Raw genomic sequence first — 26,264 nt, forward strand, 5'->3', positions numbered from 1 at the left:
TCAGCTCGTGCCGGCCTTGGCCACGGCGGCGCCGATGCTCTCGGCGAAGTCGACGATGCGCGGCCCCCAGCGGGAGGCGATGTCGTCGTCGAGCTCGACGACCCGGTCGTTCTTCACCGCCGACAGCTTCGCCCAGCCGGGCCGCTTGGCCAGCGCCGCCTTGTTCTGCTGGCAGCACTTGACGTCGGCCAGGAAGATCAGGTCGGGGTCGGCCTGGGCGACGAACTCGGCCGACAGCTTCGGGTAGCCGCCCGCCGCGTCGGGCGCCTGGTCGGCGATGTTGGTGAGGCCGAAGATCGAGTAGACCTGGCCGATGAACGTCTGGGACGTGACCGCGTACGGCGTCTGGTCGAGCTCGTGGTAGTAGGTGAGCTTCTTGTCCTTGGGCGCCTCGGCGGCCAGCTTGTCCATGGCCGCCCGCATGCCGGTGACGACCTCGTCGGCCTTGGCCTTGTTGCCGGTGGCCGCGCCGATCTCGGCGATCTCCTCGTACGCCTCGTCGAGCGTCTTCGCGGCCGGCTCCAGGAGCACGGGCACGCCGACCTTGCCCAGCGCGGCCACGACGTTGTCGAGGTCGTCGGACAGGACGACGAGGTCGGGCTTCTTGGCGATGATGGCCTCGACGTTCGGCTTGAAGCCGGACAGGTCCGTCTTCGGGGCCTCGGGCGGGAAGTTCGAGCGGTCGTCCACGGCGATGACCTGGGGGCCGGCGCCGACGGCGAACAGCGTCTCGGTGTGGCTGGCCGAGAGCGAGACGATGCGCTCGGGCTTCTTGTCGATGGTGACCTGGCCGTTGCCCGCCTCGATCGTGACGGGGAACCCCTCACTGGCGGCGGACGCGGAGGGGGTGGTGGGGGCGGGGGTGGCGGTGGTTCCGCTGCTCTGGCCGCATCCGGCCAGCACCAGCGTTCCCAGCAGCGCGCCCGCGAAGACCGTGCGTACGGGCCTCACGAGATGTCCTTTCACACTGTCGGAACCGAGAGACCCGCGATGAGCGACGGATCACCCTTTTCCACGAGGGTTGATGGCGTCGGCGCAGCGGCAGGCGACCTGGCTATGACAGTTGCGGGACAGCGCCGGACTCGCACCGGACTTCGCTGCAGCACTGCGCGTCGGACAAACGTTATCAATCCCCCAAAACACCGTAACGTCAAGGGTCAGCGGCGCAGCTGGGAGTCGGCGTCGGCGACGACGTGCTGCAGGCGGAGACCGTGGGCGGCGTCGAGGGGGTGGCCGCCGCCCTCGCGCACCGTCCGCGCGAACTCCTCCGCGATCGCGTCCAGGGGATCGTCGTCGAACGGCAGCAGGACCGCGTTCCCCGTCCGGCCGTACACGGCGAACGTCGCGGGCGGCAGGTCGCCGACGGCCGCCATGGACAGCGACGCCTCCGACACCGCCCCGCCCTCGTGCTCCAGCAGCAGCCCGATCCACCCGAACGGGTCGCCGTGGGCGCGCACCCCCACCACGGGGCCGAGCGCCGCGTCCAGCAGGTCGATCACGTGCGGCCCGACGTCGAGCAGCGCGCCGCGCTCCAGCCGCCACGGCGTGGCGAAGGGATGGTCGCCGAGCAGGACGCCGGAGATGTTCGCCGCGTGCCCGCCGAACGGCTCGATCTTGCCGCACCGGGCAAGGAACGTCCGGGTCTGTACGGCATAGCGCAGGGTCAGCACCATCTGGCTGGCCACGCCCGCCTCCGCCACGGCGTCGGCCAGCCGCCGCGCCCCGTCGAGCGAGTCGGCGAGCGGCTTCTCCAGCAGCAGCGCCTTGCCCGCGCGGGCGGCCCGCACGCCCAGCTCGGCCTGCACGCCGGGCGGCACGCAGAACGCCACCGCCTCGCAGTGGTCGAACAGCTCCTCGATCCGCTCGTACACGGGGGCGCCCAGCTCGGCCGCCGCCTCGGGACGCCGCGCCCAGACGCCCGCCAGCCGCGTGTGCGGGCCCTTGGCCAGCATCGGCGCGTGCGCCATCCTCGCCCACGGTCCCGCGCCCACGAGCCCGACCGCCACCGGCTCCATGAAGACCCCTTTCACGCCCGGATCACGGACATCCCACTGCCCCACATCCTGACGTACGCACTCCTCATCCGGGGCGCTGTTCGCGCCACCGCTGGATGGCGTGCTGGGGGCGGTGGGCGAGCGTGCCGGAGTCGAGGATCAGCGTCTGTCCGGTGAGGCAGCGGCTCTCGTCGCAGGCCAGGAAGGCGACCAGGTTCGCGACGTCGTCCACGGAGCAGGGCCAGGGAAGCAGGCGTTCGGCGGCCTTGTCGGCGAGCTGAGCAGGAGACAGGGCGCGTTCGGCGGCCGGGGTGAGGACGAGCGCGGGGGCGACGGCGTTGCAGCGGACGCCGCGGGCGCCGTACATGGTGGCGACGTGCCGGGCGAAGCCGACCAGGGCGGCCTTCGAGGCCCCGTACGCGGCGTGCGCCCCGTCCCCGACGAACGCCGACACCGACGAGGTCAGGACGATCGAGCCGCCGTCCGGCATGGCCGGCACCGCGTGCTTGACCAGCAGCATGGCGCCCCGCAGGTTGACCTCCATGGTGCGGTCCCACACGGCGACGTCGAGGTCCTCCAGGCCGCGGTCGCGCCCGTACACGGCGGGGCCGAGCGCGGCGGCGTTGGAGTGCAGCACGTCCACCCGCCCGTACGCCGCCACCAGCGCCCCGACGGCCGCCGCGACCTGCTTTTCGGCGGAGACGTCGCACTCCAGCGCGAGCGCGCCGCCGCCCCGCGCCCGTACGGCGGCGGCGGTGTCCTCGGCGGCCTCGCCGCGTACGTCGAGCACGCCCACGCGCGCCCCCTCGGCGGCCAGCCGCAGCGCGCAGGCCGCCCCGATCCCCGACCCGGCCCCGGTCACCAGCGCGACCCGCCCGGAAAGTCGGCCGGAAAGCCGCCCGCCCGTCACCACTCCACCCGCAGCGCCGTGAGCCCGCGCCCGACCAGCGACCGGCGGTACGTCACCGGCTCCCCCGGCGCGAGCCGCAGCCCCGGCAGGCGGCGGCCGAGCACCTCCAGCGCGGTCCGCAGTTGCAGGCGGCCGAGCGCCGCGCCCACGCAGAAGTGGATGCCGTAGCCGAAGACCAGGTGGTCGGCGGCGTTCGGCCGGTCGGCGAGGAAGCGCTCCGGCTCGGGGAAGACGCTCTCGTCGTGCCCGGCGGAGTCGGTGGACAGCAGCACGAGGGCGCCGGCCGGGATGGTCACGCCGTGCAGGACGACGTCCTCGGTGGTGTGGCGGAAGGAGCCGAGCGAGGCGCCGTCGATGCGCATGCACTCCTCGGCGGCGTTGCCGATCAGCGGCGGCGGCACCGGCCAGGCGCCCTCGCGCAGCAGCCGCAGGACGGTGTTGCCGAGCTGGTTGGGCACGGTGTCGTTGCCGCCGAGCAGGATCGTGGAGATCAGCTCGACGACCTCGCGGTGGGTCAGCTCGTCGCCGATGAGCGCGGTCATGAGCGAGGTGAAGTCGTCGCGGGGGTCCTTGGCGCGGGCGGCGACCAGCCGGTCCACGTAGTCGAGGTAGGTGAGGAAGCTGCCCGCCAGCTCCAGCTGGCGCTCGGGCGGCTGCGGCGACAGGAACAGCTGGAACCAGTCCTTGACCCGCGCCTGCACGAACGCCTCGTCCGCCTCCGGCACGCCGATGAAGCGGGCGGTCAGCTTCACGGACGGCTCGTGCCCGAGCTCGGTCACGAAGTCGGCCGCGCCGCGCGGGACGACCCGGTCGAGCAGGTCCTCGTTGAGCCGGCGGAAGGCGTCCTCCATGGCGGCGACCGCGCGCGGCGTGAACGCCCGCGAGACCGACCGGCGCAGCCGGGTGTGGACGGGCGGGTCCACGTTGGCGACGAAGCTCGACAGGAACGAGCCGTGCTCGCCCAGCTTCTCCCTGGTCGCGGCGGTCAGGCTGCGGGAGATGGTGAGCGAGCCCAGGGAGGAGAACCGCCGGGGGTCGCCGTAGGCGGCGCGCACGTCGGCGTAGCGGGTCAGCACCCAGGCCCGCAGGTGCTCGCTCCAGAACACCGGCGACTCGCGCCGCAGCCGGGCGAGGAACGGGTACGGGTCCGCGACGTGCCAGTCCGCGCTGACGTCGAAGTCCCGGGCCTCCGGCAGGGTGGTCATCGCAGGATCCTCCGCGGGTTGCCGACGAGCATCTGATGGATCTGGTCGTCCGTGACGCCCCGCTTGCGCAGCTCGGGCAGGACGTCGCGGGAGATGTGCAGCAGGTGGTAGTCCGGATGGCGGCGGCGGACGACCTCGGCGTCGAAGCGGTCGTTGAAGCAGTACGAGTCGTGCCCCAGCACCAGCCGGTCGGCGTGCCCGCGCGCGCACAGCTCCGCCACCACGGCCACCCGCTGCTCGAACGGCGCGATCGTGTCGATGCCGAACCGGTCCATGCCCAGGTAGGAGCCGCCCGCCAGCAGCTCCTCCAGGTACGCGAGGTCCGCCGAGTCCCCCGCGTGCCCGATCACCACCCGTTCCGGGTCCACCCCGAGCGAGACGAGCAGCCGCTGCTGCTCCAGCCCGCCCTTGGAGGCGCTGTGCGAGTGCGTGGTGATCGGCGCGCCGGTCTCCAGGTGCGCCTCGGCGACCGCACGGAACACCCGCTCGCAGCCCTTGGTCATCCCAAGGTGGTCGGAGGCGCACTTGAGCATGGCGGCGCGCACGCCGGTCCTGCCGATGCCCTCGGTGAGGTCGCGGACGAAGAACTCGGCCAGCCGGTCCGGCCCGCCGAACAGCGACCCCGGCCCCCGGTTGGCGAAGTACGGCGGCAGCGCGTCGTAGGTGTAGAGCCCGGTCGCGGCCACGATGTTGACCGTGGTCAGCTCGGCGACCAGCCGTACCGAGGGGATGTGCCGGCCGAGCCCGAGCACGGTGAGGTCCACGACGGTGTCGATGCCCTCGGCCTTCAGCGCGTCGAGCTTGGCCGCGGCCTCCCGCGCCCGCGTCTCGGGGTCCCAGCCTTCGGGGATGTCCGGCCAGTTCCACAGGATCTCGGGGCTGAGCCCGAAGACGTGCTCGTGCATGAGCGTCGCGCCGAGGTCGGCGACCGGTCCTCTCAGGGTCTCGGGCACGGGAACCTCTCGTGCTCGAAGGGCCGGTTGACCTCCAGGCCGAGCCCGTCGGTCTGCGCGTACGGCAGGCCCGTGTAGAGGGCGTCGGCGTCGAAATAGGTGACCGTGAACGACAGCCGCGGCCGGTCGTGCCGGTTGGCGGGCGCGCCGTGCACGGTCAGGGCGTGGTGCGCGGTGGCGTCGCCGGCCGCGAGGTCGAGCGGCGGCGACAGCTCCAGCTCCTTGAGCCACGGGTGCTGGCTGAGCTGGTCGTCGCCCGGCCGGGTGAAGCTGCGCCCGAGCAGGCCGTGGCGGTGGGATCCGCTGTAGAAGCGCAGCGCTCCCATGTCGGCGGGCACGTCGGCGAGCGCGAGCCAGACGGTGAGCATGGCCGAGCGGTCCATCGGCATCCAGGGGAAGTCCTGGTGGAACTCGGTGGCGCCGTGCTCGCCCGCCTCCTTGACCAGCAGGTTGGTGACCTGCACGCGTACCGCGCGGACGCCGTGCAGCAGCCGGACGGCGGTGCGTCCCATCCGGGGGTCGAGCGCGAGCGCGCCGAACGCCTCGTCGGCGGCGGCGACGTCCCTGGACTGCCCGAACGCCCGGTCGACCGCCGTCCGCCCGCCGCGTTCCCGGGCCCGCAGGTGGGCGAGGGCGCGTTCGCGCAGCTCGGCGGCGGCGCCGGGGTCGATGAGCCGGCCGAGCCGCACCCAGCCGTGCTCGTGGAAGAACGCGGCCTCGTCGTCGGTGGCCTCGCGCACGGGGATCTCCATGGCCCTCAGTCTCGCACCTGTAGCAAGCGCTTGCTAGAGTGCCGGGCACAGGCGCTGGATCGGACGAGGAGGGGCCGTGCGGCCGTTCAGGTTCGGGGCGGTGCTCCGCGAGGCGGAGTCCGGCAAGGCGTGGGCCGACAAGGCCCGCCGGCTGGAGGACTCCGGGTTCGGCCTGCTGCTCGTCCCCGACCACCTGGCCGGGGACCGCCTCGCGCCGATCCCCGCCCTCACCGCCGCGGCCTGCGCCACCGAACGGCTGCGCGTCGGCACGCTGGTCCTCGCCAACGACTTCCGCCACCCCGCCGTGCTGGCCAAGGAGGCGGCCACCCTCGACCTGCTGTCCGGCGGCCGGCTGGAGGTCGGGCTCGGCACCGGCTGGATGGCGGCCGACTACGCGGGCGCCGGCCTGCCCCTGGACCCGCCCGGGGTCCGCGTCGAGCGGCTCGCCGAGGCGATCACCGTGCTCAAGGGCCTCTGGGCGGACGGGCCGTGCCACTTCACCGGCCGGCACTACCGGATCGACGGGCTCGACCAGCGGCCCCGGCCCGTGCAGCGGCCCCACCCGCCGCTGATCGTCGGGGGCGGCGGGCCGCGCGTGCTGCGCCTGGCCGCCGAGCAGGCCGACCACGTCAACCTCACCATGCGGGTACGCCCCGACGGCACCGGCCCCGACACCGGCGACGGCGGGGTGGAGGCGTTCCTCGCCCGGCTGCGGCGCGTACGGGCGGCGGCCGGCGACCGCTACGACCGGCTGGAGCTGGGCACGAGCGTCCTGCAGGTGGGCGAGAGGAAGGCGGAGGAGCCGTGGAGCGCGGCCAGGTCGGCCGCGCTGGACGGGACCCCCCAGGTCCTCCTCGGCACCCGCCACGACATCGCCGACACGCTGCGCCACTGGCGCGACGAGCACGACGTCTCCTGCTTCGTCATCCACCACGAACGCGACCTCGCCGCCTTCGCCCCCGTCGCCGAGGAACTGGCCGGGGGGTGAGGGCGACCGCGCCGACAAGCCCGCCTTCACCCCTGTCCCCGTCGACCGGTCCCCGTCGACCGGAGCCGGCTAGACGGTGAGGACGACCTTGCCCATCGTGTCCCTGTTCTCCAGTGCCGCGTGCGCCGCGGCGGCCTCGGCCAGCGGGAACTCCTGCACCGCCGGCGTCAGCAGCCCCTCGGCCGCCGCCTCCAGGGCCCGCAAGCGCAGCTCGGCCACGCCCCCGTCGCGCCCGAGCAGATGGCCGATGCCGTCGAACACGGTGATGCCCCGCGCCTCCGCCTCGGCGGCGTCCGGCCAGAACCACTCCCCCGACGCCGACCCGTACACCACGTGCCGCCCGCCCCGGCCGAGCAGCCCGTGCGCGGCCCGCCCGAGCTCGCCGCCCACCCCGTCGAAGACGACGGTGACCTCGCCGGACAGCTCGCGTACCGACTTGTCCCAGCCCGCCTCCCGGTAGTCGACGGCGAGGTCGGCCCCCAGCTCCGCGACCCGCGCGGCCTTGGCGGGCCCGCCGGCCGCCCCGGCCACGGTCGCGCCGGCGCCTCGGGCGTACTGCACGAGCAGCGTCCCGACGCCGCCGGCCGCCGCCAGCACCAGCACCACGTCCCCCGGTCCGATCGGGGCCAGCTCCAGCAGCCCGTACGTGGTCGCCCCCGTCGTGTTCATGGCGACGGCCGCGCCGAAACCCACCTGGCCGGGCAGCTCGGTCAGGGCGGCGGCGGGCGCCACGGCGCGCGAGGCGTAGCCGCCCGTGCTCACCTCGGCCGTCACCACCCGGCGGCCCACCAGCCCGGCGGGCACGCCCTCTCCCACCGCCTCCACGACCCCGGCCACCTCCGAACCGAGCACGACGGGCAGCTCGGGCGCGGGGTGCGGCCCGACGCCCTGTCCCTGGCGGAGCAGGGTCTCGATGAAGTGCAGCCCGGCCGCGCGCACGGCGACGCGCGCCTCGCCGGGTCCCGGCTCAGGGTCGGGAAGGGTCTCCAGCCGGAGGTTGGTAGCAGGTCCGTACGCATGCAGTCTTATCGCGTCCATGACCCCACCCTGCTACCTCAAGCTAGCTTGAGGTCAAGCGTCCGGAATGATGGTCACCATGGACGAGATGCTGCTGCTCCGGCACGGTGAGACCGAGTGGAGCAAGGCGGGCAGGCACACCGGGCGCACCGACCTGCCCCTGACGGAGCGCGGCGAGGAGCAGGCCAGGGCGCTCGCGCCCCTGGTCGAGAAGGGGGACTTCGGCCTCGTGCTGGTCTCCCCTGCCGAGCGGGCGCGCCGCACCGCCGCCCTGGCCGGGCTGACCGGCTACGAGGTGGACCCCGACCTGTGGGAGTGGGACTACGGCGGCTACGAGGGCGTCACCACGCCCCGCATCCGGGAGGACCGCCCCGGCTGGTACCTGTGGCGCGACGGCGTGATCCCCGGCGACGCCGAGCATCCCGGCGAGAGCGCCGCCCAGGTGGCGGCCCGCGCCGACCGGGTGATCGAGCGGGCCCGCGCGGTGGAGGGGCGGGTGGTGCTGGTGGCGCACGGGCACTTCCTGCGCGTCCTCGCCGCCCGCTGGCTCGGGCTGGATCCGTCCGAGGGCAGGCTGTTCAGGCTGGACACCGGCACCTACTCGCGGCTCGGCCACGAGCACGCCGAGCCGGTGCTGCTGACCTGGAACGCACCGGCCCACTAGCCCGTCAGCCGCCGACCCCCACCCTGACGGCGGAGGCGTGCAGGGCCCGGCCGACCAGCCAGCCGCGCAGGGAGCCGAGGCGGGGGTCGTAGGACAGCGGCCGCTCCCAGAGCGCGAGGAACACCTCCTGGGTGACCTCCTCGGCGGCCCCGCGGCTGCCGGTGACCGTCATCGCGACGCCGTACACGTGCGCGGCGTGCTCGTCGTAGGCGCCGGCGAGCGCGTCGAGGTCGCCGGCGGCGAGGCGGGCGCGCAGGTCTCCGTCGCTCATCGGTCGCACCCCAGGGTCGCGGCGGCCTGGACCAGGTCGCGGGCGAGGCCGGGCTCGCCCTCGGCCGCGTACGGGAACTCCCCCGGCGGCCGGCGCCCGGCGACCAGCCGGCAGAAGTCCACCGCCTCCGCCGACAGGAGCACGGCCACGTGGCCGGAGGCGGGCGAGAGCGGGATCGTCCAGGTGCCGCCGCCCGCCCCGGTGAGCACGACGGTCGCCGAGACGGCCCGGCGCGGCCCCTTGAGCGCGCGCGGCAGCAGCGCCAGCGCGAACTCCGCGATCTGGTGCACGTGCGCGGCGCGCGGCGCGGCCCTGGAGCGGCCGGTGGCGGCCCTGATGTCGTCGGCGTGCGTCCAGGTCTCGAACGTGCGCTGCACGAGGGCCTGGCGCAGCGGCGCGCGGGCGGGCCGGACGCCGGCCAGCGCCACCTCGACGCCGAGCAGCACCTCGCTGCCGGCCGAGACCCGTTCGAGCAGCGCTCCGGCCTGCTCGCGCCAGCGCCGGTGCGGGCTCGCGCCGGTGGCGGCGGGCGCGCCCATGAAGCGGGCGATGGCCGCGTCGTTGGCCGTCAGGTGCTCCAGCAGGCCCTCGACCGTGCCGTGCCGGGCGACCGGGGCCTGCCACTGCTCGCCGCGCAGGCCGGCGAGCAGGTCGTCCATGAGCGCCACCTGCTCGGCGTACGGGGCCGCGACGGTGACGACCCCGAGCGCGGCCGGCGCGCGGCGGCGGCGGGCCGTGGACAGCACCGTCTCGCGCAGCGCGGGCGGGGGCGCGAGCGCCGGCTCCGGCCGGTCGAGCAGCGCGACCGCCGCCCGGCAGTGCGGGCACGCGGCGACGTGGTCGTCGGGAGTCTGTCCGTTGGAGAGGTCTAAGTCCGTCATGGCCACCTCCGCGACCGGCGCCTCAGCTCGGCGGGCTCCCGGGCGCCAGGCGGCAGCCGGGGAACGGTGCCAGCAGCGTCTCACGCCAGGGGCCGTCGAGATAGTCGCGCGCCCGTTTCGCCCAGTCCAGCAGCCGGGGATCGGGCGCGGCCTCGTCGTCGAGGCCCAGGGCGGCGTCGCGGGCCCGCTGGGTGGCGAGATGGTCGTCCAGCGAGACGGCCCAGACGGTGACCGCCTCGGTGTCGCAGAACAGCACCTCGTACAGGCCGACCAGGGTGTGCCCGTGCTCGGCGAGCAGGGGGGCGCGTTCGGCGCGTACGGCGGCGAGGTAGTCGAGGGCGGCGCCGGGCCGGACGCGGGCGCTCTCGAACAGGAACAGCTCGGCGGCGGGCGCCGAGGCCAGCGGCGGGCAGCCGGGCACGGCGCCGAGCGGGCGGGAGAAGGCGGAGAAGCGCAGGTCGTCGATGTCGGACAGGAACAGCCGCTGGTCCACCCCGCGGTAGATCTCCATCATCTGCCGCCAGCCGCCGTCCCAGCCGCCGTGGCAGTCCCAGAGGGTGACCGCCTTGAACTGCTGGTGGCCGGTGATGCCGACGGCGTAGAAGGCGCCGACGAGGTCGATGTCGCGCGACCTGATGGACGTCCCGGCGGTGAGCGCGGGAGCCTCGCGGGTCTCGTCCTCGCGTTTGTACGCGGTCAGCCAGGTGAGGTAGTCCAGCGGCCGCCTGGAGTTCATGGGCCGGAAGTCGACCTCTTCGAGCAGGTGGATCGCGCGCCGCACCACGCCGCCTCCTCTACCAAGCGGTTGCTTGGCCTGAGCCTAGCGATCAGGCAGGCGCTTGGGAAGGCTGCGGCCCCCGCCCTGTCAGCCACTCCAGCACCCGGCGATGCCCGGAGGTGGCGTCCTCGAAGTGGCCCCAGTGCCAGTAACGGGGCTGGTCGCGGATGCCGGTCACCCACGTGCGGTAGGAGACGGAGGCGCCCGTGGTGGCGGGCGCGACGCCATAAGTGCGGACCACGACCTTGCCGCCCGGCGCGAACAGCACGTCGTCGGCGATCGGATACAACGTCATCTGGTCGAGCATGACGTGAATCCTGTCCGAACGACGAGGCCGGGCGGTTACGCCGTCGGCGCGCCGCCGTTAAGCGGGCGCGCCGGATGTGAACAGCGTGTTAAACGAGCAGGCCGTCGAACTCTCCGTCCTTCACCCCGAGCACCAGGGCCCGGATCTCGTCACGGGTATAGATGAGCGCAGGGCCGTCGGGGAAACGTGAGTTGCGGACCGCGATCCCGCCGTCGGGAAGCTCCGCGAGCTCGACGCAGTTGCCCTGCGAGTTGCTGTAGCGGCTCTTGCGCCACGCGACCTGGGTCAGGTCGGTCGCGGGCATGCCGTTGTAGGTCTGGTTCATCTACATCTTTCTGAGAAGACCGCCGATGAGCTCGACGGTGCCTCCTGGCGTGGTGCTCTCCACGCACAACTGCTCCATGGCCGTGAGGTACGGATCGATGTCCTCACGTTTGTCCAGGTACAGGGCACCCCAGAGCTGCTCGACGTAGACAACGTCCGACAAGTCGGACTCGGGAAACCGCAAGATGCTGAACGCACCCCCTTCGGCGGCGTGCTTGCCGTACCTGAAGGGCATCACCTGAATGGTGATGTTGGGCAGAGCGGCGACCTCCAGCAGGTGCTGGAGCTGCTCGCGCATGACCTCCCGCCCGCCGATGGTCCGCATGAGCGCCGCCTCGTCGATGACCGCCCACAACTTGGGGCCGTCCTTCTGGGTGAAACGCTCCTGGCGCTGCATGCGCACGTGCACGCGGCGTTCGATGCCGTCCGGACTCGCATCGGGGTTGCCCAGCTTGTAGACCGATCGCGCGTACGCGGCCGTCTGCAGCAGGCCGGGCACGAACTGCACCTCATAGGTACGGATCACGCTCGCGGCCTCCTCCAGGCCCACGTACGTCGTGAACCACGAGGGCAGCTCGGCGGAGTACTTGTGCCACCACCCGGGGGTGTTGGCCTCGCGAACCATCTCCAGCAGGGCTCGGCGTTCGGCATCGTCGACGACGCCGTACAAGGTGAGCAGGTCCTCCACGTCACGTGTCTTGAATCCGACGCGTCCGAGCTCCATCCGGCTGATCTTGGACTCGGAGGCGCGGATGTGGAATCCGGCCTGTGCACGGTCGAGTCCGCTGGCCTCACGCAGGCGCCTGAGACTCGCCCCCAGCATGATGCGCCGAACGGTCGAACCGGATCCGGGCGGATCAATGGACACGTGCTGCTCCTTGGTCGTTTCCTTGCGCCACAGTCTGTCACTTCACGGCCCAAAGATCATGGGCCGCGGACAAGATCCCCTTTCCCCCTCATTGACCATTTGAGGGCAACCGTAGCGTGTGCACGGTGTGTCTGCACGTGCATTCGCTCTTGCACCTGCACGAGAGTTTGGCGCAGAATGATCACGTGCAATCCACCACGGCACCGAGCCAGTGGACCACGTTCGATTGGTGGCCCCCGGTCGGCTGGTGGCCGGAGGCGGCTCGCGATCTGCTGGGCGCAGGCCCGTCCGCGAGCGCCACGTTCGTGCTCCCTCCCACCCCCGCGTCGGTCCACTCCGCCCGCAGCTACACCGCCGGCGTCCTCGCCGGATGGGGGCTCTCCGAGCTCGCCGAGAACATGGAGCTGGTGGTCTCGGAGCTGGCGACCAACGCGCTGCGCCACGGCCTGCGCCTGGACGAGCAGTGCCGCCCCTGCCCCGTCCACATGTCACTGGTCCGCCAGGGGTCCCTGGTGACCAGCGCTTTCACCGATCCAGGCTCCTCGGTGCCGGTGCTGCGATACCCTGGCCCCCTCGACACCGGCGGCCTCGGACTCCACATCGTCGAATCGCTCAGTCTCCGCTGGGGCTGGTCGGCCCTCGCCCCTCACGGAAAGATCGTCTGGGCAGTCCTCTCCTGACCGGGGGTGATCTGCATTACCGTGGATGCTCATGGCTCACGGTGAGTCCCGCGCGCGACCCCATGAGAGTGCTGACAGATGGAAGATCACCTGCTCGGCTGGCTGCGAACACTAGACGAAGACAGGCTTGCCCGCATCCTCGCGAACAGGCCCGACGCCATCGCGCCGCCGTGGCCGCGCCGGCTCGACACCCTCGCCCAGCGTCTCGGCGACGGGTTCGCCGTGATGCAGACCCTCCAGCGGCTCCCCCTGCCCTGTCTCCAGCTCGCCGAGGCGGCGCTGGCCCTCCCTCTGCCCACCGCCGACCGCCTGGCCGCCTTCGTCGACGCCGCTCCCGCCGAGGTGGACCCCTGGCTCAGCCACCTCTACGACCACGCACTCGCCTGGCCGGGCGACGGCGGCGTGATCCGCCTGGCCGAGGGCGTCACCCGCTGGTGGTCCGCCCCGCTCGGCCTCGGCGAGCCGCTCGACCACTACCTCAACTCCTGGACCATCAGCAACGACGCCCTGCGCGCCCTCGCCCGCAACCTCGGCCTGCCCGCCCAGGGCCACAAACGCCGCACGATCACCCGCGTCGCCGAGGCGCTCGGCGACGCCGCCCGCGTCCACGGCCTGCTGCGCGACGCCCCCGACGGCACCGCGGCGCTGCTCGACCGCTTCGCCTGGGACGGCCCCGCGCTGCCCGTCGACGGCGGCCGCTTCGTGGCGCCCGGCACGCCCGAGAAGTGGTGCGCCGACCACGGCCTGCTGTTCCGGCCGAGCTGGCACGTCGCCGAGATCCCCCGCGAGGTCGCGCTGTGCCTGCGCGGCGCCGACTACCATCCGCCCTTCGCGCCCGAGCCGCCCGAGGTCCCCACCATCCCGGTCGACCCCGAGGAGGTCGACCACCTCATGACGCTGGCCGCCCCGCACGTCGTCGAGCGGGCCGCGGCCCTGCTCGACAACACCTCCAAGAGCCCGCTGCCGCTGCTCAAGACCGGCGGCGTGGGCGTGCGCGAGGTGCGCAGGATGGCCAAGGAGACCGGCTGCGACGAGGACGAGACCCGACTGCTGCTGGAGATCTGCACGGTCGCCCGGCTGCTGGCCTGGGACGAGCAGGCCGGCGGCCTGGTCCCCACCGAGCGTTTCGACCGCTGGCGGCTCGACGAGGGCGCGGCCCGCCTGCGCGTGCTGCTGTCGGCCTGGTGGCGCATGGAGCGCTCGTCGCTGCGCAAGTCCGACGGCCGCTACGGCACGGTACTCGGCGACGACCCCGCGGGAGCCGCGGTCGCCCGGGTCCGCCGCGCGGTGCTGCCGGTGCTGGCCTGCCTGCCCGCCGGCACCGCGTACGCCGACCGCGACGGCCTGCTCGCCGCCGTCCACTGGCACGCCCCGCTCATCGAACGCCGGCTCCTGCTCGACTGCGGCCCCGCCGCGCTCGACGAGGCGAGCCTGCTCGGCCTGCTGGTCAACGGCGCGCTCACCGACCTCGGCCGCGCCCTCGCCGAGCTGACCGCCCACCCCGGCGACGAGAGCGACGACTCCGTCCCCATGGTCGAGCACGACCCGGTGCTCGTCGAGGTCTCCACCCGGGCCCTCGCGAGCGTGCGCCGCAGCGCCCTGTTCGGCCCCGACCTGACCGCCGTGGTGACCGGGCCGCCCTCGGCGGAGCTGGCCGCGCTGCTCGACCGGGTCGCCGACCGCGAGTCACGCGGCGCGGCCTCGGTGTGGCGCTTCACCGCCGAGAGCGTGCGCCGCGCCCTCGACCGCGGCCACGACCCCGACGAGCTGCTCGACGAGCTGGCCGCCGTCGGCGCCATCCCGCAGCCGCTCGAATACCTCGTCCGCGACACCGCCCGCCGGCACGGCGAGGTCACCGTCACCACCGTCGGCTGCGTCATCCAGGCCGGCGACCCCGCCCTGCTCGCCGAGATCACCGCCCACCGCCGGCTGACCCGGCTGGGCCTGCGCCTGCTCGCCCCCACCGTGCTGGTCAGCGCGGCCGGGGCCGAGCGCACGCTGGCGGCGCTGCGCGAGGCCGGCTACGCGCCGGTGCCCGTCTCCGACACCGGCGAGATCACCATCCGCCGCACCCGTCCCGCCGAGCTGACCGGCGGCGCCGAGCCCGGCGCGGGCAAGCTCATCCTGCTGCCCGGCGGTCAGGTGGCCGAGCTGGCGGACCCCGCGCTGGAGACCCCGCCCCACCTGCTGGCCGAGCCGCCGCCCGACCCGCGCGAGCACGCCCGCAGGCTGATGGCGGCCGGACGGGCCGGGACCGAGCGGGGCGGCCGGACGTGGGCGGTGATCGGCCGCATGGCCACCCGGCTGCCGACGGCGCAGCAGTCGCTGCTCGGGTTCGTCGTCGACCGCGGGGTGCGGGCCGGGATCACCCTCACCGACGGCCTGACCGCCACGATCAGCCACGGCGAGCTGAAGGGCGGCGCCCTCGACGCCTGGTGCGAGGAGGCGGGCGACTACCTGGAGTTCCCCCTCGCCGAGATCGTCGAGGTGCGCGGCGCGTTCTAGCCGAGCGGCTTGGCCTTCTTCAGGTTCGCGACCAGCTCCTCCAGGAAGGTCGCGTAGCCCTGGTAGCTGAAGGGGGTCTCGGCGCTCCACGGGTAGAGCTGGCCGGCCTTGACGGCGGGGAGCCCCGCGAAGGTGGGCTTCTTCATCATCTCCTCCGGCTTCAGCGCCTGCGTACGGGTGTCGTAGAGGATGACGTCGGCCTCGTACTCGTCGGCGTTCTCCCAGCTCAGGGTCTGGAAGAAGCCACCCTCGTCCACCTTCTCCGGGGTGACGACGTTGAGACCGGCCGCCGTGAGGTGCTTGATGTCCGGGTACTCCGGCGGGTTGACGATCCAGAACGCGTCCGCGCCGCCCGAGACCATGAGGATCTTGAGGTCCTTGAACTGCGCGAGTTCCTGGGTCGCGGCCTCCATGCGGGCCTTCGCCTCGGGCACGCCGGCCATGTCGGCGCCGAGCGACTTGGCCAGCTCCTCGTAGCGGGAGATCACCTCGGTGGCGCTCTTGCCGGTGAGCATGATGCCGGCCGTGGGGGCGACCTGCTCGATGGTGTCCTTGGACTTCTCGGGCACGTACCAGAGGGTGCCCTTGACGTACATGTTGCTGACCAGGAGGTCGGGCTGGAGGGCGATGTACTGCTCGACGTTGAACTCGTCCCAGACGTTGCCGAGGCCCTGGACCTGGGTGATGTCGACGTTGCCGACCTGCGGGTCCTTGCTGCCGTCCTTGAGCTTGTGCGGGCCGAAGACGCCGACGGGGCGCACGCCGAAGTCCCACAGGGCGGCGGCGGAGCCGACCTGGGCGACGACCCTCGAGGGGACCTTGGGCAGGTCGAGCTTCTTGTCCCGGTCGTCGGTGAAGCTCCAGCCCTGCGCGGCCGCCGTGGAGCCCGAGGGCGCGGCCGAGCCCGAGGGGGCCGCCGTCGTGCCGCCGCCGCCGCCGCACGCCGCCAGTGTCAGGGCCGCCGCGAGTCCTGCCGTGGCCGACAGGAAACCCCTGCGCGCCAGTACCGGTCCCGACATGTACGTCTCCTCTAAGGTTAGGCTTGCCTAGTTATCGAGCCATTAGATTAGCCTTGCCTAAGTTTGACCGTGACGGAAGGGGGTCGGGTGCGCCCGGCTGAGAACACGACGGCGAGGCGCGCGACGCCTGACCCGGAGGCCGAGACGGACGAGTCCGTCGCGAGGCCCGCGTGGGCGCGGCCCCCGGTGCTGGTCGCCGGGCTCGTGGTCGTCGTGGCCGCGCTGGCCCTCATGGTGCTGGCGAGCATCGCGCTCGGGGCGCGGGCCGTGCCGTTCTCCACGGTGATCGACGCCTTCCTGGCCCCGGACGGCTCCAACGACCACACGGTCATCCGCGAGCTGCGCGTGCCGCGCACCCTGCTCGGCCTCGGCGTGGGCGCCACGCTCGGCCTGGCGGGCGCGCTCATGCAGAGCCTGACCCGCAACCCGCTCGCCGACCCCGGACTGCTGGGCGTCAACGAGGGCGCGGCGCTCGGCGTCACGCTGGCGCTCGGCCTGTTCGGGCTCACCGACCCGGCGGTCTACGTGTGGTTCGCCTTCGGCGGGGCCGCGCTGGCCGCGGTCATGGTCTACGGCCTGGCCTCCTCCGGGCGGGCCGGCTCCGGGCCGGTCCGGCTCACGCTGGCCGGCGTCGCGCTCGGCATGGTCGCCACCGCGCTGTCCTCGGCGATCCTGCGCATGGACCAGCAGACCTTCGACCGGATGCGGTTCTGGCTGACCGGGTCACTGGCCGGGCAGACCTCCGACGTGCTGCTCCGGCTGGCGCCGTTCATGATCGCGGGGCTGGTGCTCGGCCTGTCGCTGGCCCGGCCGCTCAACGCGCTCGCGCTGGGCGACGACGCGGGCCGCGCGCTCGGCGTCTCCATCGGCCGGACCCGCGTGCTGACCGGCGTGGCCGTCACGCTGCTGTGCGGGGCGGCGACCGCGGCGGCCGGGCCGCTGTGGTTCGTGGGGCTCATCGTGCCGCACGCGGTGCGCGCCCTGGTGGGGCCGGACCAGCGGTGGGTGCTGCCGTACTCGGCGCTGGCCGCTCCGGTGCTGCTGCTCGGGGCGGACGTGGTGGGCCGGCTCATCGCCCGGCCGGGAGAGGTGCAGGTGGGAATCGTGTGGGCGGTGATCGGCGCGCCGATCTTCATCCTGCTGGCCCGGCGCAGGCGGGTGGCCGCGCTGTGAACGTCCGCGTCGGCCCCTATTCGATACGGCTCGCGCCCCGCGCCCTGGTCGTGGGCGTCTGCCTGATCCTGGTCGGTTTCGGGGTCACCGTGGCCGCGCTGTCCACGGGCGAGCTCGCCGTGCCCGCGGCCGACATCGTCAAGGCGCTGTTCGGCGAGGGCACGCCGGTCGCCGAGCTCATCGTGAGCAAGCTGCGCGCGCCGCGCGTGGTGACCGGGCTGCTGGTCGGGGCGGCGTTCGGGCTGAGCGGCGCGATCTTCCAGTCGCTCACCAGGAACCCTCTCGGCAGCCCCGACTTCATCGGCTTCACCGCCGGGGCCTCGACCGGCGGCATCCTCGCGGTGATCGCGGGCGGCTCGGCCATGACGATCGCGGGCGGCGCGCTGGCCGGGTGCGTGCTGACCGCCGCCCTCGTGTACGGGCTGGCCTTCCGCGGCGGCGTGCAGGGCTACCGGCTGGTCCTCGTCGGCATCGGGGCCAACGCGCTGCTGCTCGCGGTCAACTCGTACCTGCTGACCCGGGCCAACATCAACGACGCGGCCACCGCAGGGGCCTGGCTGACCGGCAGCCTCGGCGGGCGCGGCTGGGAGCACGCGATTCCGGTGGGGCTGGCGCTGGCCGTGCTGGTGCCGGTGTGCGTGGCCCTGTCCCGCCCGATGCGCATGCTGGAGATGGGCGACGACGCGGCCAAGGCCATGGGCATCAGGGTCGAGCCGGTGCGCGCGGTCGCGATCGTGGCCGGCGTGCTGCTGTCCGGCGTGGCGACCGCCGCCGCCGGTCCGGTCATCTTCGTCGCGCTCGCCGCTCCGCAGCTCGCCCGGCGCATCACCCGCTCCCCCGGCGTCACCATGGGCGCCTCGGCGCTGATGGGCGCCGTGCTGCTGACCGGCGCCGACCTCGCCGCCCAGCGGCTGCTCGCGCCCACCCAGCTACCCGTCGGGGTGCTGACCGCCGCCATCGGCGGCACGTACCTCGCCCTGCTTCTGCGAAAGGACCGCCACTGATGCCCGATGTACGCCTGTCCGGCACCGGCCTCACCCTCGCCTACGACCAGCGGGTCGTGGCCACGGACCTCAGCGTGGCGATCCCCGACGAGTCCTTCACCGTGATCATCGGCCCGAACGCGTGCGGCAAGTCCACCCTGCTGCGCGCGCTGGCCCGGATGCTCAAGCCCAGGGCGGGCGCCGTCCACCTGGACGGCGGCGTGATCACCGCGCTGCCGTCGAAGGAGGTCGCGCGCCGGCTCGGGCTGCTGCCGCAGACCTCGATCGTGCCGGACGGCATCACCGTGGCCGACCTGGTGGCCCGGGGCCGCTACCCGCACCAGAAGCTCATGCGGCAGTGGTCGAAGGCCGACGAGGTGGCCGTCACCGAGGCGATGCGCGCCACGGACGTCGCCGAGCTGGCCGACCGCATCGTGGACGAGCTGTCCGGCGGACAGCGGCAGCGGGTGTGGCTGGCCATGGCGCTGGCGCAGGAGACGCCGATCCTGCTGCTGGACGAGCCGACCACGTTCCTGGACATCTCCCACCAGATCGAGGTGCTCGACCTCTGCGCCGACCTGCACGAGGAGGGCCGCACGATGGTGGCGGTGCTGCACGACCTGAACCAGGCGTGCCGGTACGCGACCCACCTCATCGTCATGCGCGCCGGCCGGGTCGTAGCCCAGGGCGACCCCGGCGAGATCGTCACCCCCGAGCTGGTCCACGAGGTCTTCGACCTGCGCTGCGAGATCATCGTCGATCCGCAGTCGGGCACCCCGCTCATCGTCCCGGAGGCGCGCCGCCGCGTGTCCGCCCCCGCCGGCTGACCGGAGCCGGGCTTCCCTTCTGGATGGAACGTCGCGGAACGCACCAAAAGACGTGGAACGGTGCCGCCGCACGGGCGACCCTTCTGCCGACGTCCACACGACCCAGGGGGAAGACCAATGGACCACGCCGTCGTCATCGGCGCCAGCATGGCGGGACTGCTCTCCGCCGCCGCACTGCACCGCCTGTTCGCCAAGGTCACGGTGCTCGACCGGGACACGCTGCCCACGGCGGACGCCCATCGCAAGGGCACCGCGCAGAGCCGCCACGCCCACGGCCTGCTCTCCAGGGGCTGCGCGACCATCGACGAACTGCTGCCCGGCATCTCGGCCGAGCTGATCGCGCGGGGCGCGCTGCCGTGCGACGCCATGAACCAGGGCCGCAACATCCACGACGGGCACCGGCTGGCCCGCGGCGCCGGCGGCGGCCTGGACGGCCTGCTGGTGAGCCGGCCGCTGCTCGAAGGCCAGGTGAGACGCCGGGTCGCGGCCCTGCCGGGGATCCGGATGGCGGACGGCCGCGCGGTCACCGGCCTGCTCGCCCGCGAGGGCCGGGTCACCGGGGTACGGCTGGCCGACGGTGAGCCGCTGCCCGCCGACCTCGTCGTGGACGCCGCAGGACGGGGCTCACGCACCCCGCTCTGGCTCGGCGAGCTGGGCTACCGGCCGCCCCACGAGGAGCGCATGGCCCTGGACCTGCGCTACAGCACCCGCGAGTTCCGCCGCCGCCCCGGCGACCTGGACGGCGACCTGCTCGTCATCATCGGCCCCACCCCGGAGCGCCCGCGGTTCGGGGTGGCGCTGGCGCTGGAGGGCGACCGCTGGATCGTCACGCTGGGCGGCTACGGCGACGCCCCCGGCCCCGAACTGCCGGAGTTCGCCGCGTTCGCGGACACACTGCCCGCCCCCGACCTGCGGCACCTGCTCGCGACCGCCGAGCCGGTCGGGGAGCCGCGGGCCTACCACACCCCGGCCGGGATCCGGCGGCGCTACGAGCGGCTGACCCGCTTCCCCGAGGGGCTGCTGGTGACCGGCGACGCCGTGTGCGCGTTCAACCCGCTCTACGGGCAGGGCATGACGGTGGCCGCCCTGGAGGCGAAGGTGCTGCTGGAGGCGGAGCTGACGCCGCGGGCGTTCTTCCGGCGGATCGCCCGGATCGTGGACGCCCCCTGGGAGATCACCGTCGGCGGCGACCTGAGGCTGCCCGTGGTCGCGGGCGAGCCGTCGCCACGGGTGCGGATGGTCAACGCCTATCTGGGGCGCTTCCTCGCCGCCGCGGCGCACGATCCCGAGCTGGCCAGGCGGTTCCTGCGGGTGGCGCATCTGTACGACCCGCCGCCGGCGCTGATGAGACCGCCCGCGCTGCTCAAAGTGCTCCGCAGCGGCGCACCACGAGCAGTGCCAGTGCCCGCGTGACCGCGCGCAGCTCGCCCAGGTCCACCTGCTCCCTGGGGGCGTGCGCGTACCGCACGTCCCCGGGGCCGTAGTGCAGGGTCGGGATGCCGCCGGCGGCGTACAGGCGCAGGTCGCTGCCGTAGGGTGCGGCCGACTCCGCCGGGCGCGCGCCGGTCACGTCGGCGACCGCCCCCGCGACCTGGCCGAGCAGCTCGTGCCCGGCCGGCAGCCGCCCGCTGGCGAACTGGCCGCCCGGCCAGGACACCGTCGGCGGGTTGTCCCGCAGCCACGGGTGCGCGACCCCGGCGACCGCCTCCTCGAACGCCGCCCGCGCCGCCGCCGGGTCCTCGTCCAGCCGCACGCCCAGCCGGCCCTCGGCGACCAGCAGGTCGGGCACGGTGCTGGCCCAGTCGCCGGCCCGTACGACGCCGATCTCGATCGGGTAGGGCATCGGGTTGCCGCCGAACAGCTCGTGCGCGTCCCGGTTGCGTTCGGCCTCCAGCCGCCTGATCGCCTCGAACACCGGCCAGAACGCCTCGACCGCGTTGACCCCCTCGTAGCGGGTGGCGCCGTGCGCGGCCCGGCCGGCGATCTCCAGCCGGAAGGTCAGCGCGCCCGCGTTCGCCGTGATGACCGCGCCGCTGGTCGGCTCGGTGATGACCGCCGCCTCGGCGGTGTGGCCCCGCGCCAGGGTGGCGAACGCGCCGAGCCCGCCGTCCTCCTCGCTGATCACGCAGTGCACCGCGAGCGGCCTGGCCAGCCGCACTCCGGCGCGGCGCACGGCCCGCGCCACGGCCAGGTTGGCGACCAGGCCGGCCTTCATGTCGCAGGCGCCCCGGCCGTAGAGCACGTCGCCCTCGATCCGGGCCGAGAACGGGTCGCTGCCCGCCCACTTGGCCAGGTCGCCGGTGGGCACGACGTCCACGTGGCCCTGGAGCGCCAGCGCCGGCGGGCCCTCGCCCGGGGTCACGGCGGCGACGCCGTAGCCCTCGGAACGCGGGGCCTCGGTGCCCGGGAAGCCGGGCCGGGCGGTCAGGCCGGGCAGGTCGAGCTTCCACACGTCCACGTCCATGCCGGCCTCGTCGAGCAGGCGGGCGAACCGGTGCTGCAGCTCGGACTCGGCGTCGGTGCCCGTGACGCTGGGGACGCGTACGGTCTCGGCGAGCAGGCTGACGGTCTCGGCCTCGTCGATGGCGTCGAGGACCTTGGCTTCCACGTCGTGCATGGAGCACACCCTAGGGCAGTGAACCTCTCTCGGGCCTCATGGCGATACAGGTCGTGCGGACGTGGATGAGCTGGATCGCGGTGACGCCCTTCGTCCTGTGGGCGGCGGTGCGGGTGAGCGGGTTCGAGCCGGACTGGCCGTGGGTGCCGGTGGTGGCGTACACGCCGTACGCGGCCGGGGCGGCGGCGCTGGGCGGGCTGCTCGCGCTGGCGCTGCGCCGGCCGGTCGCGGCCGGGGCGGCGTTCTGGGCGCTGGTGGTGCTGGGCGCGGCGGTGCTCCCGCGCGCCCTCTCCGACGGGAACCCGGCGGCCGGCGGGCCCACGCTGCGTGTGCTGGCCGCCAACCTGCTGGTGGGGCGGGCCGACACGGCGGAGCTGATGGGCCTGGTCCGGCGACTGCGGCCGGACGTGCTGACCCTCCAGGAGTTCACGCCCGACGCGATGCGGCGGCTGGAGGAGGCGGGGGTGCGCAGGGCGCTGCCGTACGCGGTGACGCGGTCCCGTGAGGGCGTCGGCGGGTCCGCCGTGTACGCCCGGCACCCCCTCACCGCCGGACGGGCGATCTCGCTGGGCGGGTTCGGGCAGGCCCGAGCGTGGCTGCGGCATCCGGGCGGCGCCCGGGTGGAGATCGTCTCGGTGCACCCGTGCGCGCCCAAACGGTACGCCCGCCAGCCCTGCTGGCAGGCCGGGCTGGACGCGCTGCCGCGCGGGGGCGGCGCGCTGCGGGTGCTGGCCGGGGACTTCAACGCCACGCTCGACCATCTGCCGATGCGCGAGCTGCTGGCGGCCGGGTACCGGGACGCGGCCGACGTCATGGGCCGGGGCCTCACCGCCACCTGGCCGCAGGAGGGGTCGCAGCAGCGGCTGCCCGGGGTGGCGATCGACCACGTGCTGGCCGACGGGCGGATGGCGGTGTGCGACTTCGCGGTGCTCTCGCTCGGCCGCACCGACCACCGCCCGGTCTTCGCCGAGCTCACCCTGCCCTGACCCGGCGTCATCCCTGGCTGATCGCGACCTCGTGGAAGCGGGCGGCGAAGCCCTTGCCGGTGGGGGCGGCGGCCATCGCGCCGGCCAGCGCGGGCTCGCCCGGCGGGAAGTAGGCCAGCCGCAGCAGGGTCTCCGGCGGGTCGCCGTCCAGCCCGTAGCGGACGGTGACGGCGTCGCCCTCCCGCTCCAGGCCGATGCTCACCCGGTCGGCCGCCCGGCCCAGCGGCAGCACCGACCAGTCGGAGAACGTCCTGGTCACGACGGTGCTGAGGTGGAAGGCGCCGTCCACGTACTCGACGCCGGCCTTGATCCAGTCGTCGCCGCCGATCCTGAGGATCGCGCCTGCCTGGTCGTACTGCTCGGCGTACGCGGCGGCGAAGGTCACCGTCAGGCGCAGGTCGCCCGGGACGGTGCGGCCGAACAGGTGCGCGGTGTCGTAGGTGTAGCCGTAATGGGTCGCGTTCCACAGGTCGGTGCCCGGTTCGCAGACGAGGGTGAGTCCGTCGCCGGCGCTCCATTCGCGGGGGGCGTTCTGCCATTGCCAGCCGGATGCGCCGAAGGCCGTGATCATGGCCTCATCTTCTCCGCGGGCGTACCGGAAGTCCAGGGGTGCGGCTGCTCATAGACTTGGGCCGTGGAACAGCCCAAGTTCGAGATTCAGATGCTGCACGACCGGGTCATGATCAAGCTGGAGGCGGAGGCGGAGGAGCGGCGCAGCGGCTCCGGCATCGTCATCCCGGCCACGGTCAAGCTCGCCAACCGGCTGGCCTGGGGCGAGGTGTGCGGCGTCGGGACGAACGTGCGCGCGGTGAAGGTGGGCGACAAGGTGCTGTTCAATCCCGACGACCAGTTCGAGGTCGAGGTGCACGCCCAGGTCTATCTCGTGATGCGCGAGCGCGACCTGCACGCGGTGGCCACCCAGGAGACCGACCACGGCACCGGCCTCTACCTCTGACCGCCCGCTTCTTACGGCGTTCAGATGAAGCGCTGGGCCAGCTCGATCACGTCGACGCCGATCGTGAGCAACCCGCAGTACACGATCACGGCGGCCGAGGCCACGGTGACGAGCAGCACGAGGATGCGGACGGTCCAGCCCTGGCGCTTGTACCACTGCGTCCAGGCGTGCAGCGTGCGCTTGCCGAACTCCAGCACCTTGTGCGCCCAGTGGAACTCCGTGGCCAGCACGGCGAGGCCGGCGAAGACCACGAGCCAGCCGGGGCCGGGGAAGGGCACCATGATGAGCCCGCCCACGACCATGATGGTTCCGATGACGCCGACCACGATCTTGAGCGTCATCGCGCCGGTGCGGGTGGCGCGGATGCCGTCGAGCCAGCCGTGCAGGCCGCCGCGGCGTCCGGGCATGTCGGAGCGGCCAGCGGCCGCGTCCTTGATCAGGTCGGCTTCGCCTTCGGTGTTCTGAATCGGCACAAAATCCCCCGGGCAGTCGGTCTGCCACTCAGGATACGGGCCCGGCGGCCTGATTTACTTGCAAGCGACTAGCAGTGCACTAAACACGCCAAACCGTAAAATTTCCGGCTTGATCCCGCCGCTGATCAGCTTCTTCCGGCAAATATCGGTTAATGTCTCCTATGCCCGAAGTCCTGCTCCGTACCGTCACCGGCCCCGTACGAGCCGCGGCCGTCACCGGCGCCGTACTCCCCCACGAGCACCTGCGCAACGACCTGCGCTGGGGCGTGGGCGTCGACTCCGACCCGCACCGCTGGCTCGACGAGGAGCAGTCCGTCACCGCCGAGCTGCGCGAGCTGCGCCAGTCCGACGAGCTCGGCCTCGTGGTGGACCTGACCTGCATGGGCATGGGCCGCGACGCCGCGTCCCTGGCCCGCGTCGCGGCGGGCGCCCGGGTGCCGGTCATCGCCTCGACCGGGCTGTTCGCCGAGCCGTTCGCCGACGTACGCGAGGAAGGCGTCGAGGAGCTCACCCGGCGGCTCATGCACGAGATCTCCAGCGGCCTCGACGGCACCGGCGTCTTCCCCGGCGTCATCGGCGAGGTCGGCTCCTGGGGCGCCGAGCCCACGCCGCGCGAGGAGCGGTGCCTGATCGCCGCCGCCCACGCCGCCCTCCAGTCCCGGCTGCCCGTCGCCACGCACGGGCGCAACGCCCCCGCCCTGCTGGAGATCCTGCTCGGCCGCGGCCTGCCGGCCGCGCGGGTGGCCGTCGGCTACGCGGGCACCGACCTGGGCGCCGCCCGCAAGATCGCCGAGGCGGGCGCGTACGTGAGCCTCGGCGCCCTCGGCCTCGGCGCCGACCAGGCGGCCAGGATGGCGCTCGCCCTCATCGAGGACGGCCACGCCGAGCGCCTGCTGCTCAGCACGGGCCTCAGCCGGGTCGCCCAGCTCCGCAAGTACGACGGCCACGGGTACGCCCACCTGTTCCACGCCCTGCTGCCGCGCCTGCGCGAGGCGGGCACCGCCGAGGACACGATCCGCCTGATCACCCGCGACAACCCCCTCCGCTGGCTGACCTCCGGCTCCGCCTGACCCCGCTCACGCCCTCAGCGCGAACAACAGGAACTGGGCCCTGCGGGAAAGGCCGTGGTAGGCGTCGGGGGCGATCTCGGCCGCCTCGGGCAGGGGGTCGGGCTCGACGATGTCCTCGACCGTGAGCCCCGAGGCCCGGAACGCCGCCAGCATGGCTCGCAGCGGACGGTGCCAGAACCGCATGGTCATCGTCCGGCCGCCGCGCTCCCAGGCGTCCGTGTAGGCGTACGTGCCGAGATAGTCATCGCTGCCGCTGATCCGCATGTCCATGAAGGGGTGGTGGGTGGACAGCACCACCCGGCCGCCCGGCGCGAGCACCCTGACGAACTCGCGCAAGGTCGGCTCCCACGCCTCCAGATAGTGCATGACCAGCGATGACAGCACCAGATCGAACGCGCCGCCGGGGAAGGGAAGCGGCGGCCGGCTCAGATCGGCCCGGAGCAGGGGCACGTCCGGCCCGAGCCGCTCCCGCGCGCGGGCCAGCAGGCCGGCGCTGAGATCGACGCCCGTGACGGCGGCGCCACGGGCGACCAGCTCGGCGGCATGCGCCCCCGCACCGCAGCCGGCGTCGAGCACCCGCAACCCGGCGACCTCACCGGCGAGGGACAGGATCGCCGGGCGCTCGTAGAGGTCGTTGTACGGGCTGATCTCGTTGTCGTCGGCGTACGAACGGGCGAACCCGTCGTAGTCGTTGTACTTCACCTTCGCGTCCGTCACGCCGTAGAAGCTATATGGGGCGACTTCGGTCTCGTCGCGGGCCATTAGGATCTGGGCTACGCGAGCCTCGGGCCGGGTGGGGGATGGAGACTGAGCACACGCACGGGAACGTGCACGAGCACGGCGACACGCCCCTGCCCGCCTTCCCCTCCGCCGACGCCCGCCCCCGTGAAACCGCCCACTTCCGCGCCGACCTCCGCCCCGACGAAGACGGCCACCTCCCAAGAGACGGCAGCCTCTTAGGAGACAGCCACCCGCCCAGGGACGGCCACCTCCCAGGAGACCGCCACCTCCCAGAGGACCGCCACCTCCCAGAGGACAACCGCCCCTCAAGGGACAGCCACCCC

29 protein-coding genes are annotated in these 26,264 nt (G+C 73.6%); 11 read left to right on the top strand and 18 right to left on the bottom strand.

Annotated elements, in window-relative coordinates:
• The 6 genes from SMD20_RS15765 to SMD20_RS15790 form a co-directional block, all read right to left on the bottom strand.
• Positions 1 to 951, bottom strand: coding sequence for an ABC transporter substrate-binding protein (locus SMD20_RS15765; protein ID WP_329581113.1), 951 nt, complete (start codon positions 949 to 951; stop codon positions 1 to 3).
• 206 nt (positions 952 to 1,157) lie between these two features.
• Positions 1,158 to 2,015: a Gfo/Idh/MocA family protein gene (locus tag SMD20_RS15770; RefSeq protein ID WP_329581116.1), complete on the bottom strand. Its 858-nt coding sequence runs from the start codon at positions 2,013 to 2,015 to the stop codon at positions 1,158 to 1,160.
• Between the two features lie 64 nt (positions 2,016 to 2,079).
• The gene (locus SMD20_RS15775) at positions 2,080 to 2,904 is read right to left on the bottom strand and encodes an SDR family NAD(P)-dependent oxidoreductase (RefSeq protein WP_329581119.1); all 825 of its coding nucleotides are present in this window, start codon (positions 2,902 to 2,904) and stop codon (positions 2,080 to 2,082) included.
• Positions 2,901 to 4,109: a cytochrome P450 gene (locus SMD20_RS15780; protein WP_329581121.1), complete on the bottom strand. Its 1,209-nt coding sequence runs from the start codon at positions 4,107 to 4,109 to the stop codon at positions 2,901 to 2,903. Before SMD20_RS15780 ends, SMD20_RS15775 begins: the two co-directional genes overlap by 4 nt.
• On the bottom strand, positions 4,106 to 5,062 hold the full coding sequence (locus SMD20_RS15785; RefSeq protein ID WP_329581123.1) for a phosphotriesterase family protein: 957 nt from the start codon (positions 5,060 to 5,062) through the stop codon (positions 4,106 to 4,108). Before SMD20_RS15785 ends, SMD20_RS15780 begins: the two co-directional genes overlap by 4 nt.
• On the bottom strand, positions 5,047 to 5,814 hold the full coding sequence (locus SMD20_RS15790) for a phytanoyl-CoA dioxygenase family protein (RefSeq protein WP_329581126.1): 768 nt from the start codon (positions 5,812 to 5,814) through the stop codon (positions 5,047 to 5,049). Before SMD20_RS15790 ends, SMD20_RS15785 begins: the two co-directional genes overlap by 16 nt.
• Before the next feature lie 76 nt (positions 5,815 to 5,890).
• On the opposite strand from SMD20_RS15790, the gene SMD20_RS15795 reads away from it, so the two are divergent.
• Positions 5,891 to 6,802 (top strand): TIGR03621 family F420-dependent LLM class oxidoreductase, encoded by a 912-nt coding sequence (locus SMD20_RS15795; RefSeq protein WP_329581128.1) that lies wholly within the window; start codon positions 5,891 to 5,893, stop codon positions 6,800 to 6,802.
• Positions 6,803 to 6,871: 69 nt separating this feature from the next.
• On the opposite strand, the gene SMD20_RS15800 is transcribed toward SMD20_RS15795, so the two are convergent.
• Complete coding sequence (locus tag SMD20_RS15800) at positions 6,872 to 7,840, bottom strand: zinc-binding dehydrogenase (RefSeq protein ID WP_329581130.1); 969 nt, start codon at positions 7,838 to 7,840, stop codon at positions 6,872 to 6,874.
• Positions 7,841 to 7,898: 58 nt separating this feature from the next.
• On the opposite strand from SMD20_RS15800, the gene SMD20_RS15805 reads away from it, so the two are divergent.
• Positions 7,899 to 8,483 (top strand): histidine phosphatase family protein, encoded by a 585-nt coding sequence (locus tag SMD20_RS15805; RefSeq protein WP_329581132.1) that lies wholly within the window; start codon positions 7,899 to 7,901, stop codon positions 8,481 to 8,483.
• A gap of 4 nt (positions 8,484 to 8,487) precedes the next feature.
• Here the strand turns inward: SMD20_RS15805 and SMD20_RS15810 are convergent, their stop codons facing one another.
• The 6 genes from SMD20_RS15810 to SMD20_RS15835 form a co-directional block, all read right to left on the bottom strand.
• On the bottom strand, positions 8,488 to 8,754 hold the full coding sequence (locus tag SMD20_RS15810) for a sigma factor (protein WP_329581134.1): 267 nt from the start codon (positions 8,752 to 8,754) through the stop codon (positions 8,488 to 8,490).
• Positions 8,751 to 9,635, bottom strand: a complete 885-nt coding sequence (locus SMD20_RS15815) for a maleylpyruvate isomerase family mycothiol-dependent enzyme (RefSeq protein ID WP_329581138.1) — start codon at positions 9,633 to 9,635, stop codon at positions 8,751 to 8,753. The genes SMD20_RS15810 and SMD20_RS15815 overlap by 4 nt, the downstream gene beginning before the upstream one ends.
• 22 nt (positions 9,636 to 9,657) lie before the next feature.
• Positions 9,658 to 10,419, bottom strand: coding sequence for a hypothetical protein (locus SMD20_RS15820; RefSeq protein ID WP_329581140.1), 762 nt, complete (start codon positions 10,417 to 10,419; stop codon positions 9,658 to 9,660).
• Positions 10,420 to 10,462: 43 nt separating this feature from the next.
• Positions 10,463 to 10,720: a hypothetical protein gene (locus tag SMD20_RS15825; protein ID WP_329581143.1), complete on the bottom strand. Its 258-nt coding sequence runs from the start codon at positions 10,718 to 10,720 to the stop codon at positions 10,463 to 10,465.
• An 88-nt stretch (positions 10,721 to 10,808) separates the two neighbouring features.
• Positions 10,809 to 11,045: a DUF397 domain-containing protein gene (locus SMD20_RS15830; protein ID WP_049559738.1), complete on the bottom strand. Its 237-nt coding sequence runs from the start codon at positions 11,043 to 11,045 to the stop codon at positions 10,809 to 10,811.
• Entirely contained in the window at positions 11,046 to 11,867 is an 822-nt protein-coding gene (locus SMD20_RS15835; RefSeq protein WP_329592571.1) for a helix-turn-helix domain-containing protein, read from the bottom strand.
• A 230-nt stretch (positions 11,868 to 12,097) separates the two neighbouring features.
• Between SMD20_RS15835 and SMD20_RS15840 the strand changes: the two genes are divergently transcribed.
• Both SMD20_RS15840 and SMD20_RS15845 read left to right on the top strand, forming a co-directional pair.
• The gene (locus SMD20_RS15840; protein ID WP_329581148.1) at positions 12,098 to 12,592 is read left to right on the top strand and encodes an ATP-binding protein; all 495 of its coding nucleotides are present in this window, start codon (positions 12,098 to 12,100) and stop codon (positions 12,590 to 12,592) included.
• 78 nt (positions 12,593 to 12,670) lie between these two features.
• On the top strand, positions 12,671 to 15,097 hold the full coding sequence (locus SMD20_RS15845; RefSeq protein ID WP_329581150.1) for a helicase-associated domain-containing protein: 2,427 nt from the start codon (positions 12,671 to 12,673) through the stop codon (positions 15,095 to 15,097).
• Here SMD20_RS15845 and SMD20_RS15850 read toward each other — a convergent pair.
• The gene (locus SMD20_RS15850) at positions 15,094 to 16,116 is read right to left on the bottom strand and encodes an ABC transporter substrate-binding protein (RefSeq protein ID WP_329581153.1); all 1,023 of its coding nucleotides are present in this window, start codon (positions 16,114 to 16,116) and stop codon (positions 15,094 to 15,096) included. The genes SMD20_RS15845 and SMD20_RS15850 overlap by 4 nt on opposite strands.
• Positions 16,117 to 16,203: 87 nt before the next feature.
• On the opposite strand from SMD20_RS15850, the gene SMD20_RS15855 reads away from it, so the two are divergent.
• From SMD20_RS15855 to SMD20_RS15870, 4 genes are all read left to right on the top strand, one after another.
• Positions 16,204 to 17,289 carry a FecCD family ABC transporter permease gene (locus tag SMD20_RS15855; RefSeq protein WP_329581157.1) on the top strand — a complete coding sequence of 362 codons (1,086 nt, stop codon included), beginning with the start codon at positions 16,204 to 16,206 and terminating at the stop codon, positions 17,287 to 17,289.
• Complete coding sequence (locus SMD20_RS15860; protein ID WP_329581160.1) at positions 17,286 to 18,293, top strand: FecCD family ABC transporter permease; 1,008 nt, start codon at positions 17,286 to 17,288, stop codon at positions 18,291 to 18,293. The genes SMD20_RS15855 and SMD20_RS15860 overlap by 4 nt, the downstream gene beginning before the upstream one ends.
• Positions 18,293 to 19,099 carry an ABC transporter ATP-binding protein gene (locus SMD20_RS15865; RefSeq protein WP_329581162.1) on the top strand — a complete coding sequence of 269 codons (807 nt, stop codon included), beginning with the start codon at positions 18,293 to 18,295 and terminating at the stop codon, positions 19,097 to 19,099. The genes SMD20_RS15860 and SMD20_RS15865 overlap by 1 nt, the downstream gene beginning before the upstream one ends.
• A gap of 117 nt (positions 19,100 to 19,216) precedes the next feature.
• Positions 19,217 to 20,512, top strand: coding sequence for an FAD-dependent oxidoreductase (locus SMD20_RS15870; RefSeq protein ID WP_329581165.1), 1,296 nt, complete (start codon positions 19,217 to 19,219; stop codon positions 20,510 to 20,512).
• Here SMD20_RS15870 and SMD20_RS15875 read toward each other — a convergent pair.
• Entirely contained in the window at positions 20,463 to 21,716 is a 1,254-nt protein-coding gene (locus SMD20_RS15875; protein WP_329581167.1) for an ArgE/DapE family deacylase, read from the bottom strand. The two genes, SMD20_RS15870 and SMD20_RS15875, sit on opposite strands and share 50 nt — an antisense overlap.
• A 38-nt stretch (positions 21,717 to 21,754) precedes the next feature.
• On the opposite strand from SMD20_RS15875, the gene SMD20_RS15880 reads away from it, so the two are divergent.
• Entirely contained in the window at positions 21,755 to 22,702 is a 948-nt protein-coding gene (locus SMD20_RS15880; RefSeq protein WP_329581170.1) for an endonuclease/exonuclease/phosphatase family protein, read from the top strand.
• Positions 22,703 to 22,709: 7 nt separating this feature from the next.
• Here SMD20_RS15880 and SMD20_RS15885 read toward each other — a convergent pair whose 3' ends face one another.
• Positions 22,710 to 23,273: a DUF1349 domain-containing protein gene (locus SMD20_RS15885; RefSeq protein WP_329581172.1), complete on the bottom strand. Its 564-nt coding sequence runs from the start codon at positions 23,271 to 23,273 to the stop codon at positions 22,710 to 22,712.
• 63 nt (positions 23,274 to 23,336) lie between these two features.
• Here SMD20_RS15885 and SMD20_RS15890 point away from each other — a divergent pair, with 63 nt between their 5' ends.
• A complete protein-coding gene (locus SMD20_RS15890; protein ID WP_329581174.1) occupies positions 23,337 to 23,657 on the top strand; it encodes a GroES family chaperonin in 321 nt (106 codons plus the stop codon).
• A 20-nt stretch (positions 23,658 to 23,677) separates the two neighbouring features.
• Here SMD20_RS15890 and SMD20_RS15895 read toward each other — a convergent pair whose 3' ends face one another.
• Complete coding sequence (locus SMD20_RS15895; protein WP_329581179.1) at positions 23,678 to 24,130, bottom strand: TIGR02611 family protein; 453 nt, start codon at positions 24,128 to 24,130, stop codon at positions 23,678 to 23,680.
• A gap of 161 nt (positions 24,131 to 24,291) precedes the next feature.
• Between SMD20_RS15895 and SMD20_RS15900 the strand changes: the two genes are divergently transcribed.
• On the top strand, positions 24,292 to 25,200 hold the full coding sequence (locus tag SMD20_RS15900; RefSeq protein ID WP_329581182.1) for a phosphotriesterase family protein: 909 nt from the start codon (positions 24,292 to 24,294) through the stop codon (positions 25,198 to 25,200).
• 6 nt (positions 25,201 to 25,206) lie between these two features.
• On the opposite strand, the gene SMD20_RS15905 is transcribed toward SMD20_RS15900, so the two are convergent.
• The gene (locus tag SMD20_RS15905) at positions 25,207 to 25,917 is read right to left on the bottom strand and encodes a class I SAM-dependent methyltransferase (RefSeq protein ID WP_329581186.1); all 711 of its coding nucleotides are present in this window, start codon (positions 25,915 to 25,917) and stop codon (positions 25,207 to 25,209) included.
• Positions 25,918 to 26,264: the final 347 nt, after the last annotated feature.

The sequence above is a fragment of the Nonomuraea sp. LP-02 genome, assembly GCF_036289125.1.
In the GTDB taxonomy this organism is placed as follows: Bacteria; Actinomycetota; Actinomycetes; order Streptosporangiales; family Streptosporangiaceae; genus Nonomuraea; species Nonomuraea bangladeshensis.

What these genes read in the sequence shown, in the direction of transcription:
- SMD20_RS15770 (WP_329581116.1), bottom strand. Translation starts at nt 2,015, where the DNA reads ATGGAGCCGGTGGCGGTCGGGCTCGTGGGCGCGGGACCGTGGGCGAGG.
- SMD20_RS15780 (WP_329581121.1), bottom strand. Translation starts at nt 4,109, where the DNA reads ATGACCACCCTGCCGGAGGCCCGGGACTTCGACGTCAGCGCGGACTGG.
- SMD20_RS15790 (WP_329581126.1), bottom strand. Translation starts at nt 5,814, where the DNA reads ATGGAGATCCCCGTGCGCGAGGCCACCGACGACGAGGCCGCGTTCTTC.
- SMD20_RS15800 (WP_329581130.1), bottom strand. Translation starts at nt 7,840, where the DNA reads ATGGACGCGATAAGACTGCATGCGTACGGACCTGCTACCAACCTCCGG.
- SMD20_RS15805 (WP_329581132.1), top strand. Translation starts at nt 7,899, where the DNA reads ATGGACGAGATGCTGCTGCTCCGGCACGGTGAGACCGAGTGGAGCAAG.
- SMD20_RS15810 (WP_329581134.1), bottom strand. Translation starts at nt 8,754, where the DNA reads ATGAGCGACGGAGACCTGCGCGCCCGCCTCGCCGCCGGCGACCTCGAC.
- SMD20_RS15815 (WP_329581138.1), bottom strand. Translation starts at nt 9,635, where the DNA reads ATGACGGACTTAGACCTCTCCAACGGACAGACTCCCGACGACCACGTC.
- SMD20_RS15825 (WP_329581143.1), bottom strand. Translation starts at nt 10,720, where the DNA reads ATGCTCGACCAGATGACGTTGTATCCGATCGCCGACGACGTGCTGTTC.
- SMD20_RS15830 (WP_049559738.1), bottom strand. Translation starts at nt 11,045, where the DNA reads ATGAACCAGACCTACAACGGCATGCCCGCGACCGACCTGACCCAGGTC.
- SMD20_RS15835 (WP_329592571.1), bottom strand. Translation starts at nt 11,867, where the DNA reads ATGCTGGGGGCGAGTCTCAGGCGCCTGCGTGAGGCCAGCGGACTCGAC.
- SMD20_RS15845 (WP_329581150.1), top strand. Translation starts at nt 12,671, where the DNA reads ATGGAAGATCACCTGCTCGGCTGGCTGCGAACACTAGACGAAGACAGG.
- SMD20_RS15850 (WP_329581153.1), bottom strand. Translation starts at nt 16,116, where the DNA reads ATGTCGGGACCGGTACTGGCGCGCAGGGGTTTCCTGTCGGCCACGGCA.
- SMD20_RS15865 (WP_329581162.1), top strand. Translation starts at nt 18,293, where the DNA reads ATGCCCGATGTACGCCTGTCCGGCACCGGCCTCACCCTCGCCTACGAC.
- SMD20_RS15870 (WP_329581165.1), top strand. Translation starts at nt 19,217, where the DNA reads ATGGACCACGCCGTCGTCATCGGCGCCAGCATGGCGGGACTGCTCTCC.
- SMD20_RS15875 (WP_329581167.1), bottom strand. Translation starts at nt 21,716, where the DNA reads ATGCACGACGTGGAAGCCAAGGTCCTCGACGCCATCGACGAGGCCGAG.
- SMD20_RS15880 (WP_329581170.1), top strand. Translation starts at nt 21,755, where the DNA reads ATGGCGATACAGGTCGTGCGGACGTGGATGAGCTGGATCGCGGTGACG.
- SMD20_RS15885 (WP_329581172.1), bottom strand. Translation starts at nt 23,273, where the DNA reads ATGATCACGGCCTTCGGCGCATCCGGCTGGCAATGGCAGAACGCCCCC.
- SMD20_RS15900 (WP_329581182.1), top strand. Translation starts at nt 24,292, where the DNA reads ATGCCCGAAGTCCTGCTCCGTACCGTCACCGGCCCCGTACGAGCCGCG.